Annotated in this window: 15 protein-coding genes and 1 riboswitch; of the genes, 7 read left to right on the top strand and 8 right to left on the bottom strand. The window is 68.3% G+C overall.

What is annotated here, in order from left to right:
* Nucleotides 1–89: 89 nt before the first annotated feature.
* Both OG747_RS22520 and thiC read right to left on the bottom strand, forming a co-directional pair.
* Nucleotides 90–1,577 (bottom strand): VWA domain-containing protein, encoded by a 1,488-nt coding sequence (locus OG747_RS22520; RefSeq protein WP_405881147.1) that lies wholly within the window; start codon nucleotides 1,575–1,577, stop codon nucleotides 90–92.
* Nucleotides 1,578–1,793: 216 nt separating this feature from the next.
* The gene (gene thiC, locus OG747_RS22515) at nucleotides 1,794–3,623 is read right to left on the bottom strand and encodes a phosphomethylpyrimidine synthase ThiC (protein ID WP_405881146.1); all 1,830 of its coding nucleotides are present in this window, start codon (nucleotides 3,621–3,623) and stop codon (nucleotides 1,794–1,796) included.
* A riboswitch (TPP riboswitch) is annotated at nucleotides 3,616–3,793 on the bottom strand. Its footprint overlaps the gene before it by 8 nt.
* A gap of 71 nt (nucleotides 3,794–3,864) precedes the next feature.
* Between thiC and OG747_RS22510 the strand changes: the two genes are divergently transcribed.
* Complete coding sequence (locus OG747_RS22510) at nucleotides 3,865–5,355, top strand: YibE/F family protein (RefSeq protein ID WP_405881145.1); 1,491 nt, start codon at nucleotides 3,865–3,867, stop codon at nucleotides 5,353–5,355.
* A 428-nt stretch (nucleotides 5,356–5,783) separates the two neighbouring features.
* Here the strand turns inward: OG747_RS22510 and OG747_RS22505 are convergent, their stop codons facing one another.
* The 4 genes from OG747_RS22505 to OG747_RS22490 form a co-directional block, all read right to left on the bottom strand.
* A complete protein-coding gene (locus OG747_RS22505) occupies nucleotides 5,784–6,221 on the bottom strand; it encodes an SsgA family sporulation/cell division regulator (RefSeq protein ID WP_356798107.1) in 438 nt (145 codons plus the stop codon).
* A gap of 99 nt (nucleotides 6,222–6,320) precedes the next feature.
* On the bottom strand, nucleotides 6,321–7,046 hold the full coding sequence (locus tag OG747_RS22500) for an IclR family transcriptional regulator (protein ID WP_405881144.1): 726 nt from the start codon (nucleotides 7,044–7,046) through the stop codon (nucleotides 6,321–6,323).
* Nucleotides 7,047–7,458: 412 nt separating this feature from the next.
* The gene (locus tag OG747_RS22495) at nucleotides 7,459–7,671 is read right to left on the bottom strand and encodes a DUF5326 family protein (RefSeq protein ID WP_405881143.1); all 213 of its coding nucleotides are present in this window, start codon (nucleotides 7,669–7,671) and stop codon (nucleotides 7,459–7,461) included.
* A 164-nt stretch (nucleotides 7,672–7,835) separates the two neighbouring features.
* Nucleotides 7,836–8,153: a cupin domain-containing protein gene (locus tag OG747_RS22490; RefSeq protein ID WP_099942285.1), complete on the bottom strand. Its 318-nt coding sequence runs from the start codon at nucleotides 8,151–8,153 to the stop codon at nucleotides 7,836–7,838.
* Nucleotides 8,154–8,234: 81 nt separating this feature from the next.
* Between OG747_RS22490 and OG747_RS22485 the strand changes: the two genes are divergently transcribed.
* The 5 genes from OG747_RS22485 (at nucleotide 8,235) to OG747_RS22465 (ending at nucleotide 11,990) form a co-directional block, all read left to right on the top strand.
* Nucleotides 8,235–8,618: a phage holin family protein gene (locus OG747_RS22485; protein WP_405881142.1), complete on the top strand. Its 384-nt coding sequence runs from the start codon at nucleotides 8,235–8,237 to the stop codon at nucleotides 8,616–8,618.
* Between the two features lie 9 nt (nucleotides 8,619–8,627).
* Nucleotides 8,628–9,119, top strand: a complete 492-nt coding sequence (locus OG747_RS22480; RefSeq protein ID WP_405881141.1) for a low molecular weight protein-tyrosine-phosphatase — start codon at nucleotides 8,628–8,630, stop codon at nucleotides 9,117–9,119.
* Nucleotides 9,116–10,261, top strand: coding sequence for a cystathionine gamma-lyase (locus tag OG747_RS22475; RefSeq protein WP_405881140.1), 1,146 nt, complete (start codon nucleotides 9,116–9,118; stop codon nucleotides 10,259–10,261). Before OG747_RS22480 ends, OG747_RS22475 begins: the two co-directional genes overlap by 4 nt.
* Nucleotides 10,262–10,510: 249 nt before the next feature.
* A complete protein-coding gene (locus OG747_RS22470) occupies nucleotides 10,511–11,416 on the top strand; it encodes a LysR family transcriptional regulator (protein WP_405881139.1) in 906 nt (301 codons plus the stop codon).
* A 91-nt stretch (nucleotides 11,417–11,507) separates the two neighbouring features.
* Complete coding sequence (locus tag OG747_RS22465) at nucleotides 11,508–11,990, top strand: NUDIX domain-containing protein (RefSeq protein WP_405881138.1); 483 nt, start codon at nucleotides 11,508–11,510, stop codon at nucleotides 11,988–11,990.
* Between the two features lie 70 nt (nucleotides 11,991–12,060).
* On the opposite strand, the gene OG747_RS22460 is transcribed toward OG747_RS22465, so the two are convergent.
* Both OG747_RS22460 and OG747_RS22455 read right to left on the bottom strand, forming a co-directional pair.
* Nucleotides 12,061–13,746 (bottom strand): globin domain-containing protein, encoded by a 1,686-nt coding sequence (locus OG747_RS22460; protein ID WP_405881137.1) that lies wholly within the window; start codon nucleotides 13,744–13,746, stop codon nucleotides 12,061–12,063.
* A gap of 417 nt (nucleotides 13,747–14,163) precedes the next feature.
* Complete coding sequence (locus OG747_RS22455) at nucleotides 14,164–14,796, bottom strand: HAD family hydrolase (protein ID WP_405881136.1); 633 nt, start codon at nucleotides 14,794–14,796, stop codon at nucleotides 14,164–14,166.
* 215 nt (nucleotides 14,797–15,011) lie between these two features.
* Here OG747_RS22455 and OG747_RS22450 point away from each other — a divergent pair, with 215 nt between their 5' ends.
* Nucleotides 15,012–15,878 carry a GNAT family N-acetyltransferase gene (locus OG747_RS22450; RefSeq protein ID WP_405881135.1) on the top strand — a complete coding sequence of 289 codons (867 nt, stop codon included), beginning with the start codon at nucleotides 15,012–15,014 and terminating at the stop codon, nucleotides 15,876–15,878.
* Nucleotides 15,879–15,950: the final 72 nt, after the last annotated feature.

Raw genomic sequence — 15,950 nt, 5'->3', positions numbered from 1 at the left:
GTGACGGGAGCAGGGGCCTGCGCCGATACGGCGTGGGCCCTCACGGGTCCGCGCGGCGCACACGCTCGTACGGTCCTCTGCGGGCGCCGTCAGATGATGCCGAGCTGCCGCGCCGCCGTCATCCAGGCTGGGAACTGCGAGAGCAGCCGGTCGTACAGCTCCGGGTCCGGTACGCCACTGATGTCGTCCACGGCGAAGAACCCGACGTTGTCGACGCGTCGGCCCGGCAGCGAGTCGAACCGCTCCAGCACGCCGTAGTTGGACCGTCCCAGACCCACGAACTGCCAGAAGATCGGCTCCTCGACCGCGTCCCGCAGCTCCTGTTCGATCTCCTTGTTGCGATAGACACCTCCGTCGGAGAAGAACAGCACCAGTGTGGGATCGACGGCCGGATGCTCTCGCACATACGTGCGCACATCGGCGATCGCCTTCTGCTCCTCGTTCTGGATACCGACCGCCCGCATGTCCACCTGCCCCGGCAGCAGGCCCTTCCGCGGCTTCCTGCTCCGCCGGAACAGGCTCAGCTCACCGACCCGGACATGGAGCTCCAGCCACTCGGGCAACTCGCCCAGGCTCAAGTCCGGCAGCCGGGCCGCATGGGAGGCGAACGTCCACGCCTGCATCACCCCGTCGTCGTCCAACTGAGCCGCCACCGCGGCCATCCGCTCCACCACGTCCGCGACGACGCCCTTCGAGTACAGGAAGGACATGGAACCGGAGGCGTCGAGGATCAGCACGACGCGCGCCGTGACCCCCGCCGCACCGTGCTTGCGCAGACTGACCGCCACCTGCTCCTTGCGCAGCGAGAGCCGCTTGCGCATGTCGACGGGAAGCCGCTCCTCGGCCTTGCTCAGACGCGGGGAGGCCGCCGGGGGTGCCAGGGGAACCTGTGCGGCGGGCGCAGGGGCAGGGGCAGCCGTCGGCGTGACCACCGGCGCGGGCGCGGGCGGAACTACAGGCGTGCCCGCCGGCTGCCCCACAGGCGGCGCCGTCGGTCGGGCCGCGGGCGCGGCCGTCTGCTCCGGCGGGCAGACGGCGGCCTCGTCGGACTCCACGCTGATACCGAAGTCGGTGGCCAGACCGGCCAGCCCCGACGCATACCCCTGGCCCACCGCCCGGAACTTCCATCGACCGCCCCGCAGATACAGCTCACCCCCGATGAACGCCGTCTCCGTCGTCGCCTCCATCTCAAAACGCGCGAACTCCTGCAGTGTCCCGGCGTCGAGCAGCCGCAGTGTCAGCCCGAAGAGCTCACCGAAGGTGCCGCCGTCCGCCGAGGCGCACAGCACGACCCGCTCGATCTCCGGTTCCAGGGCGCGCAGGTCCACCTCGACCGTGTCCGTCGTGGCACCGCCGTCCCGCCGCTTCCCCAGATGCCGTACGGCGTGGGAGGCGTGCTGTGGCTGGTTGTAGAAGACGAAGTCACCGTCGTCCCGCACCCGTCCATCCGCGCCGAGCAGCAGTGCCGAGGCATCCGCGTCCGGCGCACCGGCCCCGCCGCTCCAGCCGAGCTCGGCCCGCACCGCCCCGGCGGCGACGGGAAGGTTGGCGCCCTTGCTCATGGATGTCGATGTCATGCGCCCAGTCTGCCGAGAGAGCCCGCCCCCGGAGCCATTCGATACGCATCCCCGCGCATCGAACGGCTCACAGCAGTCGTAGGTCGGGAAGGAACCCGCACACGACGACGACCGACACCAGCTCGCCGGCCTCAGAGCGCCCACGACGCTTCCGCCACTGCCCGTGCGGGGACGCCGCTCATGGTCGGCCCGCCATGAGCGCCGCCCCGTGACTCGTCAGTCGGCGATCGGCAGATACACCCGGTTCCCGCTCGCCGCGAACTCCTTCGACTTCTGCAGCATCCCCTCGGCGATCTCCTCCGGCGACGCTCCCTCAGCCACCGCACCGCCGAACCGCTCGCTGATACTTTGGCTGATCTTCATCGAGCAGAACTTCGGGCCGCACATGGAGCAGAAGTGCGCCGTCTTGGCGGGCTCGGCCGGCAGGGTCTCGTCGTGGAACTCCCGTGCCGTGTCCGGGTCGAGGGCCAGGTTGAACTGATCCTCCCACCGGAACTCGAAGCGGGCGTCGGACAGCGCGTCGTCCCATTCCTGCGCACCTGGGTGCCCCTTGGCGAGGTCGGCTGCGTGGGCGGCGATCTTGTAGGTGATGACGCCGGTCTTGACGTCGTCACGATTGGGCAGGCCCAAGTGCTCCTTGGGCGTGACGTAGCAGAGCATGGCCGTGCCCCACCAGGCGATCATCGCGGCACCGATGCCGGAGGTGATGTGGTCGTACGCCGGCGCGACGTCCGTCGTCAGCGGACCGAGCGTATAGAACGGAGCTTCATCACAGATCTCCTGCTGAAGGTCGATGTTCTCTTTGATCTTGTGCATCGGGACATGTCCCGGGCCCTCGATCATCGTCTGTACGTGAAAACGCTTCGCGATCGTGTTGAGTTCCCCGAGCGTCCTCAACTCGGCGAACTGGGCCGCGTCGTTGGCGTCCGCGATCGACCCGGGCCGCAGCCCGTCGCCGAGCGAGTAGGTGACGTCGTACGCCGCGAGGATCTCGCAGAGCTCCTCGAAGTTCTCGTACAGGAATGATTCCTTGTGGTGCGCGAGGCACCAGGCCGCCATGATGGAGCCGCCGCGCGAGACGATGCCGGTCTTGCGGTTCGCGGTGAGGGGCACATACGACAGGCGCACGCCCGCGTGGACGGTCATGTAGTCCACGCCCTGTTCGGCCTGTTCGACGACCGTGTCCTTGTAGATCTCCCAGGTCAGCTCCTCGGCACGGCCGTCGACCTTCTCCAGCGCCTGGTAGAGCGGCACCGTGCCGATAGGAACGGGGGAGTTGCGCAGGACCCATTCACGGGTGGTGTGGATGTTGCGGCCGGTGGACAGGTCCATGACCGTGTCGGCGCCCCAGTGGGTCGCCCAGGTCATCTTCTCGACCTCCTCCTCGATGGAGGAGGTGACCGCGGAGTTGCCGATGTTGGCGTTGACCTTCACCAGGAACCGCTTGCCGATGATCATCGGCTCGATCTCCGGGTGGTTGACGTTCGCGGGCAGCACCGCGCGGCCGGCGGCGATCTCCTCGCGGACGACCTCGGCGTCGACGTTCTCGCGGACCGCCACGAACTCCATCTCGGGCGTGATCTCACCGCGACGCGCATACGCGAGCTGCGTGACCGCCTCTCCGGGGCGGCCCCGGCGCGGCTGGCGCGGCCGCCCGGGGAAGACCGCGTCGAGGTTGCGCAGGCCCCCGCGCGGCGAGGTGTGCTTGATCCCGTCGTCCTCAGGACGGACGGTACGGCCCGCGTACTCCTCGGTGTCACCGCGGGCGATGATCCAGTTCTCACGCAGCGGCGCGAGACCCCTGCGTACATCGGTGTCCACGGTCGGATCGGTGTACGGACCGGAGGTGTCGTACAGCGTGACGGACCGCCCGTTGGTGAGGTGCACCTGACGGACCGGCACTCGCAGATCGGGGCGCGAACCTCCGACATGTGCCTTGTGCCAGCCGATGGACCTCCCGGCCTCTTGCGGCTGTCCACCTTCGGGCACGGTCGGTGCCCCATCCGTCTGGCTGAAGGCAGGCGTGCGTACGTCCTTGTTGGTCATGAGACCTACTCCCTACGCCGGCATTACCCGGTAACAGGTTCAGCGGTCGACGCAGCGGATTCCGTCTGCCGACGTCTCTTGTGAAACATGACTCGTTCCACGTGAAACATCGCTGAGACGGAGGTCAGCGCCCTCTCAGCCCGGTGCTCCGAGCTCCCGCGTGTGCAAAGGTGCCTCCACGCTAGCGTCATATCTGGCGCGGTGAACAGAGGGCCCTCGCCGTTCTTGCGATGATCGGTCGGTGACCACAACGCAGCAGCCCCCGTTCCCACCCTCCGAGCCGCCGCGCGGACCCGGCACCGGTGACGGCCATGGACACGGCTCCGAAGGCGGGCATGGACACGGACACGGACACGGACCGGGTGACGGCCATGAGCATGAGCAGGACCCCGGGAACGGGCACGGGTCGGGACACTCGCACAGTCACAGCCATGGCCCCGCCGCTCCCGTCTCCAAGCACCTGCGCAAGGTCATCGCGGCCATTCTGATCCCCTTCGCCGCCGCGGTCGTTGTGGGTCTCACGGTGCTCTGGCCCGGCGGCGCACCCTCCCACGAGCGCACCGGTGTCGGCTTCGACCGGCAGACCCAGCAGGCCACGGTCACCAAGGTCGACAAGGTGGACTGCAAGTCCGTGAACGCATCGGGGGAGACCCCGACCGGCGACACGTCCACCGCCGAGGGCTCCTCCGCGCAGCGGCAGGCGACGGGCGACTGCAAGAAGGCGACGATCCGGATCGACACCGGCAAGGACAAGGGCCGTACGTTCACGGAGATCGTCCAGCCGGACCAGTCACGGCAGTTGCACCAGGGCGAGAAGGTCGTGGTCGCCTACGAGCCCTCCGCGCCCAAGGATCTGCAGTACTCGGTCACCGACGTGAACCGGCAGTTCCCGATGGCGCTGCTCGCCGGGATCTTCGCACTGACCGTCGTGGTGGTGGGCCGGATGCGCGGCGTCATGGCGCTGATCGCGCTGGCCGTCAGCTTCTTGATCCTGACGTTGTTCATCCTGCCCGCGATCCTGCAGGGCTCGAACCCGCTGGTCGTGGCGGTGGTCGGGGCGAGCGCCATCATGCTGATCGCGCTCTACATGTGTCATGGCCTCTCGGCCCGGACGTCCGTGGCGGTGCTCGGCACACTGCTCTCACTGGTGCTGATCGGTGTGCTCGGCTCGGAGTTCATCGGCTGGGCGGCGCTGACCGGCAACACGGACGACAACACCGGTCTGATCCACGGTCTGTACCCGTCCATCGACATGAGCGGTCTGCTGCTCGCGGGCGTCATCATCGGTTCGCTCGGTGTGCTCGACGATGTGACGGTGACACAGACGTCGGCGGTCTGGGAGCTGCACGGGGCCAATCCGACGATGGGCTGGCGCGACCTGTACCGCGCGGGCATCCGGATCGGCCGCGACCACATCGCATCGGTCGTCAACACGCTTGTGTTGGCGTACGCGGGCGCCGCGCTCCCACTGCTCCTGCTCTTCTCGATCGCGCAGAGCAGTGTGGGCACAGTCGCCAACAGCGAGCTGGTCGCGGAGGAGATCGTACGCACCCTGGTCGGCTCGATCGGCCTGGTCGCCTCGGTGCCCGTGACCACCGCGTTGGCGGCCCTGGTGGTCTCGGCGGACCGTCCGGAGAGTTCGGGGACTCCGGGGGGTACGGCCGTCCCCGCGGAGCCCGCGGGGAGCAGGGCGCCGGTACGCGGTGGGAAGGGCCGTCGCCGCAAGCATTGAAGCGTCTCTGGAACTCTTGAGGATCCTGGGTTGTCGCGTGGCCCCGAGGGGTGGAAGCGATGGCGAGCGCGGACGAGTCCGGGCCGATCCTTGGGTGGAGCCCGTGTGCGGCGTCACTGGCGGTGACGCGGTGCCGGCGTCTGGACTGTGCCCGGCTCTTTCGGGTCGGGCACACCCTGGGATCGCTGCCCCGCCGGACGCTGAACCGGTCACCGCAGGTGAAACACGATGCCAGTGGCGGGGACCGCGCGCATTTCAAACACGCGGCGTGTATGTCGGTTAGAACGAGAGGCAGTCCATAGGGTCACGCCCGAGCCGGAATCAGCTTTCCGCGGCTTCACCAAGCCAATCGCCGCACCGTTGGAGACCCTCCCCACGCCCGTGTTGCGGGTGAGGAAGCGTTACTCCGCTGAGGGATGTGGGACTCCTCAGCCCGCGCTCTGCTCCTCCGCCAGGATGCGGTCCAGCGCCTCGTCGAGATGGGTGTCGAAGTCCGCGAGGGAACGCTCCTGCCCCAGCGGCACCAGCTTGTCCGTGCGGTCGAGAAACGCCACGAGCGGCGCCGCCCCGGACCGGAACAGTGCGTGGTCGCCGCCCACCTGAAGCCGGATGAGCACTTCGCCGAACGCCTCCGGGTCGGCGGGCGCGATGTGCACATCACCGTCGCCGCACGGCCGGCCCACGCCGTCGATCAGCAACTCCCGCCCGAACGCCCAGGTCACAGGTGCGTCGCCGGGCAAGTGGAAGGTCAGCCGCACGGCGTAGGGATCACAGGTCTCGTATCGCAGCTCCACCGGAATGCGGAAAGAGAGCTCCTCCGACACGAGGAAGCTCATCATGACCTCTGCCTGTACCGACTCGCGCATCGCCTACCCCGTCGTTTGCCATCGACTGGCCAGGAATCATCCCCCTGACTCTGCTGAAATATTGCTCAACGTACACAAAAGATCACAAGGAGTGAGTTTTCAGATGCTGATAGAGATCGCGAGTGTCCCAAGTAGTCTGCCGATCTCACCTTGCAATTGTCGTGCCGCAGGTAGCAGTCGATCGGCCTGGTGAATAGGGAGAGAAATGGCCATTGTTGCGGCAGTGGTGCCGGCCGTGATGGGAAGCGCGGCACAGACGGTGCCCAGCGCGTATTCCTGCCGCTCGATGACGGGCTCCATGCGCCCCGTCCGTTCCAGGCGCCGCAGCAGACTGGCGTTGTCACGCACCGTGTACGGAGTGATCGACTGCACTGGATAGCGATCGAGGTGATCCCGGCGGGCCTTCTCGTCGAGCTGGGACAACAGGCACTGGCCGATCGCATGGGCGTGCCCGGTCTCCCGGAAGTCGGCCCACTCCTCCACCGCCGGATTCCCGGGGCTGTCGGCGACGCACATGACCTCGATCTCGCCGTCGCGATAGACGGCGTAGTACACGGGTACACCGATGGAATCGCGCCACTGGGCGAGCACGTCGCTCACTGTGCTGCGACGTTTCTGCTGCGCTCCGCTGCTGCTCAGCCGCTCGGCGGCCTCACCGAGGAAGAACAGCCCCTTCTCGCGGCACAGATAGCCCTCGTGGACCAGGGTCCGCAGCAGGTGGTACGCCGTCGGCAGCGCAAGCCCGGCCTCCCGGGCGAGCTGCTTCGCGGGCGCCCCGTGCTCACGCGCGGCGACGGCCTCCAGCAGCCGCATCGCCCGCTGCACGGAGCCGATCAGGGTCGTGGGGTGCGGCTCCGAGACCGCGGCCCCCAGGCCGGGAGTGCGCGCGTCCGACAGCGGAGCACGCACCTCCGCGGGCGAGGTGCGGGGCTGGGCCGGCGGGACACATGACCCCGCGGAAGCACTGGACCGCTGGATGGGTGGGGCGGGTGATTCTGCGGGTGCGGTGTCAACCGTGGCCAAGGGGCACTCCCGAAGCGCGAGGGGAACCGCCCGTGCGGGGGGACACGGGAGGGGGCTGTGCGCTGCCCGCGGGGGTCGGCCCCGCGTCGAATTCCGGACTTTAACCGCCCACCACCGCTTGCAGACGGCCTCGCCGGAAAACTTCCCTCGGCCGAGGGAACCTTGAGTTCCCTTTCCCGGCCTGCCCGTTACCCGTTGCTCACCCGGTGGTGTCTCACCAGTCGCCGCGAGACGACGAACTCGACATGAACTTCCGGACCACGTAGATCAGTCCACCGACGAGAGCGACGAAGATCAGCACCTTGAACAGCAGGCCGATCAGCACACTGAGCACACTGACTATCACCGTGCCGAACACGACCAGAGCGATGACCGGCACCGCGATCCACTTCACCCACCACGGCATCCCGTTGAAGATCTCTCGCATCGCCCTTGTCCTTACCTCTCTTCGCCCGTCGCCCCAAGTCCGGGACTCTGATTCCGGGTTCTTTCATGTCCTGCATTCGATGCTAGGGCCGAGAGAGCGCCGACGGGGGCCTCGCACCCCTTGTCCTCCCCTGACCGTTCCCCTAGGGAACCCTGAGACGGACGTCAGCTCTCGGGTGGAGAGAACACCACCAGAACCCGCAGATCCTCGGTGATGTGGTGGAACTTGTGGGCAACCCCCGCGGGTACGTAGACGACGCTGCCGCGGGCGACCTGGGTGGTCTCCAGGCCGACCGTGATCGAGGCGCGGCCGCTCACGACGAAGTAGACCTCGTCCTGCTGGTGCGGCTTCTGCGGGTCGGGCTCGCCCGCGTCCAGCGCGTACAGGCCGACCGACATGTTCCGCTCGCGCAGGAACTGCAGGTAGGCACCATCGTTGGCGGCGCGTTCCGCCTCCAGTTCGTCCAGCCGGAATGCCTTCATCGCCCTCGTCCGCTCCCCTGCTCCGAAGGCTGTTTCCACAGCCTTGCTCGCCAGTCGATCTCTTCTGCCACGATCAGACACATGAAGAATTTCGTAGTCAAGACGATCGCCAACGCGGGGGCCCTGGCCGTCGCGGTGTGGCTGCTCGACAAGATCACCCTGACAGGGGACAGCACCGGCAAGAAGGTCGGCACGCTGCTGCTCGTCGCCCTGGTCTTCGGTCTGGTGAACTTCCTGGTCAAGCCGGTCCTGAAGATACTGACCTTCCCGCTGTTCATCCTCACCCTCGGCCTGATCACCCTCGTGGTCAACGCCCTGATGCTGCTGCTCACCTCGTGGCTGGCCGACAAGCTCGATCTGAGTTTCCACGTGGAGGGCTTCTGGACCGCTGTCGTGGGCGGCCTGATCATCTCGGTGGTGTCCTGGGCACTCAATGTCGTGCTGCCCGACGGCGACAACGACTGAGAGCGTCCCATGTCCTATCGCGTCTGTTTCGTCTGCACCGGCAACATCTGCCGCTCCCCGATGGCCGAGTCCGTCTTCCGTGCCCGTATAGAAGAGGCCGGACTCGACGGTCTGATCGAGGTCGACAGCGCGGGCACGGGCGGCTGGCACGAGGGCGACGGTGCCGACTCGCGCACCGTCGCCGTGCTGGAAGCGGGGGGCTACGGGAGCGGCCATGCGGCCCGCCAGTTCCACGCCTCGTGGTTCTCCCGTCTCGACCTCGTCATCGCCCTCGACTCCGGCCACCTCAAGGCCCTGCGCCGGCTCGCTCCCACTCCCGAGGACGCGGCGAAGGTCCAACTGCTGCGGTCGTACGACCCCTCCGCGGGCGACGACCTGGACGTCCCCGATCCGTATTACGGACCTATGGACGGTTTCGAGGAATGTCTTGAGATGGTGGAGGCGGCGAGCCCAGGACTGCTCGCCGCGATACGGCAAGAACTGGAGGGACGGGCGGCATGACGTCAGGGGATTTCGTCACGAGAAGCGGCGACGGCACGCGAGCGGTACGGGCGGGCCTGCCCGACCCCGTCAAGTACGAGGCGGCTCTCCCCGGCCCGGTCTTCGCCGCGCACTTCCATCTGCCGGGCGATCCGACCGGCCCGTACACCTACGGGCGTGACGAGAACCCGACCTGGACGCTCCTGGAGCGTGCCATCGGCGAGCTGGAGGCGCCCGGACGGGACGGTGTCACGACACTCGCCTTCCCTTCCGGGATGGCCGCCATCTCGGCGGTGCTCTTCTCCCAGCTCAAGGCGGGAGACGTCGTGGTCCTGCCCGCCGACGGCTACCAGGTGCTGCCGCTGGTGCGCGAGCAGCTCACCGCGTACGGCATCGAGGTGCGCACCGCGCCGACCGGCGGCGACGCCCAGCTCGAGGTGCTCGACGGCGCGAAGCTGCTGCTGATCGAGACCCCGTCGAACCCGGGACTCGACGTGTGCGACGTACGACGGCTCGCCGAGGCGGCCCACGCGCAGGGCACCCTCGTCGCCGTCGACAACACCCTGGCGACCCCGCTCGGGCAGCGCCCGCTGGAGCTGGGCGCCGACTTCTCCGTGGCCAGCGGCACCAAGATGCTCACCGGGCACGGAGACATCCTTCTCGGATACGTCACCGCACTCGACGCCGACCTGATGGTGCCCGTGCGGCGCTGGCGGAAGATCGTCGGCGCGATCTCCGGGCCCATGGAGGCCTGGCTGGCCCATCGCTCCCTCGCCACACTCCAACTGCGCGCCGACCGGCAGAACTCCAACGCCCTGGCGCTCGCCGAGGCGCTGCGCGGCCGCCCCGAGGTGACCGGGCTGCGCTATCCGGGACTGCCCGACGACCCCTCGCACAAGGTCGCCTCGCAGCAGATGCGGCGCTTCGGATGCGTGGTGTCCTTCACTCTGCCCACGCGCGCGCGTGCCGACCGTTTCCTCGACGCGCTGCGTCTGGTGGACGACGCGACGAGCTTCGGCGGGGTGCGGTCCACCGCCGAGCGGCGCGGCCGGTGGGGCGGCGACGCGGTGCCGGACGGCTTCATCCGCTTCTCGGCCGGTGCCGAGGACGCCGAGGACCTGGTGGCGGACGTACTCCGCGCGCTCGTCGAATCCTCGGAATGAGCCCTTACTGAGCGACCGGTGAGTATGCTGCGGCACACATTGCGGCCGTCGGCTTAGTACCTTGCTACGTACAACGGACGGTCCGAGCCTCCCCCCTCGTGGCTCGGACCGTCCCGGTTCTGTGCGCGAAGAACCGCGCGAACAAGGCTAGTTGACTCTGTGTCAGTGTCCAATCACAGTAGCGACAGAGACCTATCGACTTATTTATAGTTGGGGCTCGGTCGGGTGTGCTGGGAGGGGAGGGACGCCATGGATTTGGCCCTGCTGCGCACATTTGTGACCGTGCACCGGGCCGGTTCCTTCACCCGCGCCGCCGCGCTGCTCGGTCTCTCACAGCCTGCCGTCACCTCGCAGATCCGCACGTTGGAGCGGCAGTTGGGGCGGCCGCTCTTTCTGCGCCAGGCCCGCGGAGTGACCCCGACGACGATCGGCGACGAGCTCGCCCACAAGGCCGCGCCGCATCTGGACGCCCTGGTGGAGATCGCCGAGACCGGGCTCGACGAGGACTCGTCGCTGCGTACCCTGCACCTCGCCGGGCCACCGGAGTTCACCGCCGAGCGCGCGCTGCCCGCGCTGACGGAGCTGACGGGCGAAGACGGTCAGGGCTTCGCACTGCGCGCCTCCTTCGGGAACGCCGAGGAGACGCTGGAGGGGCTCGCCGCCGGACATCATGATCTGGCCATCACCACGGCCCGTCCGCGCGGTGCCCTACTCACCGCGACTCCGCTCTGCGACGAGGAGCACGTCCTGGTCGCCGCCCCGCGTTGGGCCGCCCTCATCGGTCCCGGAAAGCTCCGTCGCAAGGGCTCGCCCGCGCTGGAGAACTTCCCCGTCGTCGAGGTGCACGAGTCGCTGCCACTCGTCGCCCGCTACTGGGCGTCCGTCTTCGACTCGTGCCCGGCCGCCTCGGGCACCGTCGTCGTCCCCGATCTGCGGGCCGTGCTCGCCTGCGCCGCCACGGGCGCGGGCCTCGCGGTGCTGCCCCGGTATCTGTGCGCCGAGGCCCTGGAACGCGGCGACGTCGTCGCACTGCTCGAACCGGCGGTTCCTCCACTGCGGACGTACTTCCTGGTGGTCCGCACCGGGACACTGGCCATGCCGCACATCGCCCGGGCACACGAGTGGCTGCTGCGTGCCGCGGCGGACTGGTCCTGAGCCCCCTCCTGAGCCCTCTCCTGAGCCCTCTCCTGGGGCTCTCGGGGCTCTGCGATGTTTCACGTGGAACCATCTGGGCCACATTTCCCCCATGACCGTCCGACCCGTGGTCAAGCGCACCGCCCGCGCCATCCTGCTCGATGGCGATGACCTGATTCTGATCAAACGCACCAAGCCCGGCGTCGATCCCTACTGGCTCACACCGGGTGGCGGGGTCGAACCGGAAGACACGACTGTCGTCGACGCGCTCCATCGCGAGGTGCACGAGGAACTCGGCGCCAAGATCATCGATGTGGTGCCCTGCTTCGTGGACACCGTCGAGCACATCGGCGACGACGGCGGCGCCACCGGCGTCAAAGTGCAGCACTTCTTCGTCTGCCGTCTGGAGTCCATGGATCCGACCCTGCGGCACGGCCCCGAGATGGAGGAGCCCTGCGGCGAGTACGAGATCGTGCGGGTGCCCTTCACCCGGGTCGGCATCGCCTCCGTCCACCTCGTACCGCTGTCCCTGCGGCACTATCTCGACGGGAACATCGAGGGCGTACGGGCCATGCACGCACCTGACCTGGGCTGACGTCCCTCGCGCCCAGGCCTTGCGGCTCGTCCTGGCGGGGCAGCCCCGGTCAGTCCGACGGGGCGGACAGTCAGTCTCCTGCCGCGACGAGTTCCTCGACCGAGTCGTGGCGTATGCGGTTCGACGGGATGCCGGCGTCCTTCAGGGCGTCCACCCCGCTGCGGATCATGCCGGGCGGGCCCGAGAGGTAGGCGTCGTACTCGTTCCACGGCCCGTACTCGCGTACGGCGTCCGGCAGCTGGAGATGGGCCTGCTGGTCCACGACCGGGCGCACGGCGAGCCAGGGGTGGCTCTGCTGCAGTCGCAGCATCGTGTCGATGTCGTACAGGTCGTGATCGGTGCGGGCGCCGTAGAAGACCTCGACCGGGCGCCGCTCCCCGTGCTCGGCGACATCCTCGACCAGTGCCTTGATGGGCGCGATGCCGGTTCCGCCACCCAGACAGAGCAGTCCGCTGTCGGTGGTGTGGTCGACGGTCATCGATCCGGCCGGCGGGCCGAGCCGGATGATGTCGCCGGGACGGGCTCGGTGCACCAGCGCGTTGGACACCCAGCCCGCCGGAACGGCCTTCACATGGAACGACAGCAACCCGTCGGACCGGGGCGCCGAAGCAAACGAGTAGTGCCGCCATATCCGTGGCCACCACGGCGTCTCCAGGCTCGTGTACTGCCCGGCGAGGAACGGGTACGGCTGGTCGGGGCGGACGGTGATGACGGCGATGTCCGGAGTCCTGAGGTCGTGCGCGACCACCTCGGCGTACCACCAGGCCGGGGCGCGCAGCTCGTCCGAGGCCGCCGCGTCGATCATGACCTGGGAGATCGTCGTGTACACGCGTACCCAGGCCGCCTCGGTCTCGGTGTCCCAGATCGCCGAGGCGAACCGGCTGAGCGAGCCGATGAGGCACTCGCCGACGGCCGGATAGTGCTCGGGCCGGGTGCCGTACTTGCGATGGCCTCGGCCGAGGTTCTGCAGGTAGTCGACGAGAACCGGGGTGTTGTCGATGTGCTCGGCGGCGGTCAGCAGCGCTTTGAGCAACCGGTCCCGCTGGGTGTCCATCGCCGCGGGGAACAGCGACCGCAGATCCGGGTGGCGAACGAAGAGCAGCGCGTAGAAGTAGGAGGTGACCTTGTCGGCGACGGGGCCGACCTCCGCCATGGTCCGGCGGATGAGCACGGCGTCCGGAGACGGCCCCGGAGTGCGGGCGGGCCTCTGAGCGGGCGACCGCATCTCAGGGACGGCCGCCGCCCCCGGTTCGGGCGACCGCGGCGCTTGGACAGGCACACGCGGCGGCTCGGGCAACCGCTGTTCCTGGACGGGCACACGCGGCTCCGGGCGGAAGCCGGGCTGCTCCCGTCCGAGATCTACCGGCTCCCGTCCTGCATCTGCCGGCTCCCGTCCGAAAGCAGACTGCTCCGCATCGGCGGCATACCGCGGGGAGCCGTGGTCGGGCCCGGCGGCGCCTGACAGCGGTCGTACGGAGTCGTGGGCGGGTTCCGGCGCGGGGCGCGGGGCCTCAGCGGGCATGGCTTCGTGGGGTGTTGGCGCTGCTTCCACGGCCGAGGATATTCGTTCCTGCGCCGCCGTTCCCCGCCCCGTGGTGGGCCGACCGACCGGGCGCATCGCGGCCAGACGGCGACCGTCGGAGAGCTCCCGCTCCCCGCCGGACGGCGCCGGTTCCTTGCGCGGCGTGAACCAACCGCCCCCGCCATTGCCTCCGGAAGTGCCATTGTCGGCCGACGTGGTGGTCGGAGCGTCCATGGTGTGCCTCGCCTCGAACATCTTTCGGTCGGTCTGCGCACTTCCGCGGTCGGAAGATGCCTGCTTTCCCCCGTAGACGACTTGCTTTCCTGCCCCGTTCAGTCCCCACCGGCCGATGCGGCCACATTCAACCCGATTCCAGCCGCGTATGGACAAGTAAGGCGAGAATGTGACATTGGCCGCACCGCTCTCACCGCAGCATCCCACTCCGGGGCAGCACCCGGCCGCACAACGGGAAATACAGGGCTTCGATCTCTCCGTCCCGTTAGGCTGCATCGGCCTGCGTTCGTGCCCCACGAGACGTGCGCACATCACGGCGAACGCGAACCGGAGTCGACCATACCGGCAGCCGCCCCACGCACAAGTCCCCCCTTCCTTCCGTACGAATGAACGGGGGTCCATCGCCAATTCCCTTAATTACAGGGCGTGTCGGACCAATTCATAGGCGCCCCGCAGGTCCCGCCCCACGTAGGAGTGCGTGGCAAGGCCGGCCAGATGTCGATCCGCATTGACGGCGACGGATACGGGCACCGCCTCGAACAGATCCTTGTCCGACAGCGAGTCGCCGTAGGCCACGCAATCGGCCCGATTCACACCGAACTCTTCACAGAGCCGGCGCGCGATCTGCACCTTTGCCTCAGCGCTGAGAATGCCCGCGAGGTCAACGGGCTCACTGAAGGGCAGGGCGGGGAAACGTGAGCCGTACGCCGCATGCGCTCCCCACTCCGTCAGCCGCTCCACGAAGAAGGAGGGCGAGAGCGAGATGACGGCGCAGTAATCGCCGTTGCCTCTGATCTCCGTCCAGACCTCCTCGATACCGGACAGCCACGGCGCACCCTCGAAGGCCGCCACCACATGCGCCTCCGTGAGATCCGTCCACAGGGTGCGTACCTGCGTCGCATACTCCGGCGAGCCGGTCCGCCCTGCCGAGATTGCCTGATCGAGCGCGATGGTCTCCGCCTCCAGCCCGAGCTGCCGCGAGATCTCCACGGGTGCGGAGCTCCCGTGCAGCAGCGTTCCGTCAAGGTCGAAGAGATGAAGTCGGGCCATAGGAGCCGAGGTTAGTGGTGCATCCTGTCCCGTCTGCCGGACAGCCCGTCTCCGGCCTCCCGTCGGCATCTTTCGTTTCACGCGGTCGGCCGCCGCTGTTTCACGTGAAACACCTGTCCGCGTGGTGTGCGAAGGGGCATGACATGGCCAAAAGCCCATGCGTCTGTGGGCAAACAGGTGGACGTCAGAGGTGTATGTCAGACAGCCTGACCTGCGTGTCCACACCTTCCCTCGCCGCTCTGTCCATCCGCCGTCTGGCGCCTCGCGATCTCACCGACTGCGCCGACTTGTCCGAGGACCGGGGGTGGCCCCGTGAGGAACACAAGTGGGGTCTGCTCCTCGCGGCCGGGACGGGCTACGGCATCGATGATCCCGACGGCGGTCTCGTCACTGCCTGCGTCGTGACCGAGTACGGAACGCCGGGGAGGCCCGATCTGGGGGCGATCGGAATGGTGCTGGTCGCCGAGCGACATGCTCGCCAAGGTGTCGGCCGACGGCTGATGCGGCACGTCGTGGCGGAGATGGGCACCACCCCGCTGACCCTGCACGCGACCCCATACGGCCGACCGCTCTACGAAGAGTTGGGCTTCAAGGTCACCGGCCGTGCCGAGATGGTCCGTGGACACTTCGTCCCCGGCGGGCCGAAGCCCGAGGTCGCCACGCGCCCGGCCACCGCCGAGGACCTCACCACGATCCTTCGGCTCGACGCGAAGGTCTTCGGCACCGACCGCACCCATCTGATCACGCGGCTGCCCGCGTTCTCCGACCAACTGCGCGTCGCCGAGGAGAACGACCAGATCATTGGGTACGCGGCCGCCTGGCCCAATATGCACACCCATGTGGTGGGCCCGCTGGTCGCCCGCGACACGGAGACGGCGAAGGCGCTGATCGCCTCGCTGGCCGCCCACACCGACCGCCCGCTGCGTACCGACATCGATGTACGGCACGAAGAGTTGCTGTCCTGGGCAAAGGAGCACGGCCTGGAGTCCACGAGTTTCAACGCGGTGATGACGTACGGGATCTCGGAACTGCCAGGGGACTGGACGCGACGCTTTGCTCCACTGACAGTGGCGGCCGGCTGAGAGCCACCTGGGCGCACCCGGGTTCCCTGCTCAGAAAAGCGCCGGCCCCCGACAGATATCGGGGGCCGGCGC

Source organism: Streptomyces sp. NBC_01384, from assembly GCF_045040035.1.
In the GTDB taxonomy this organism is placed as follows: domain Bacteria; phylum Actinomycetota; class Actinomycetes; order Streptomycetales; family Streptomycetaceae; genus Streptomyces.
The sequence above is the reverse complement of the archived record's forward strand: the minus strand, read 5'-3'. Positions and strand labels throughout refer to the sequence as shown.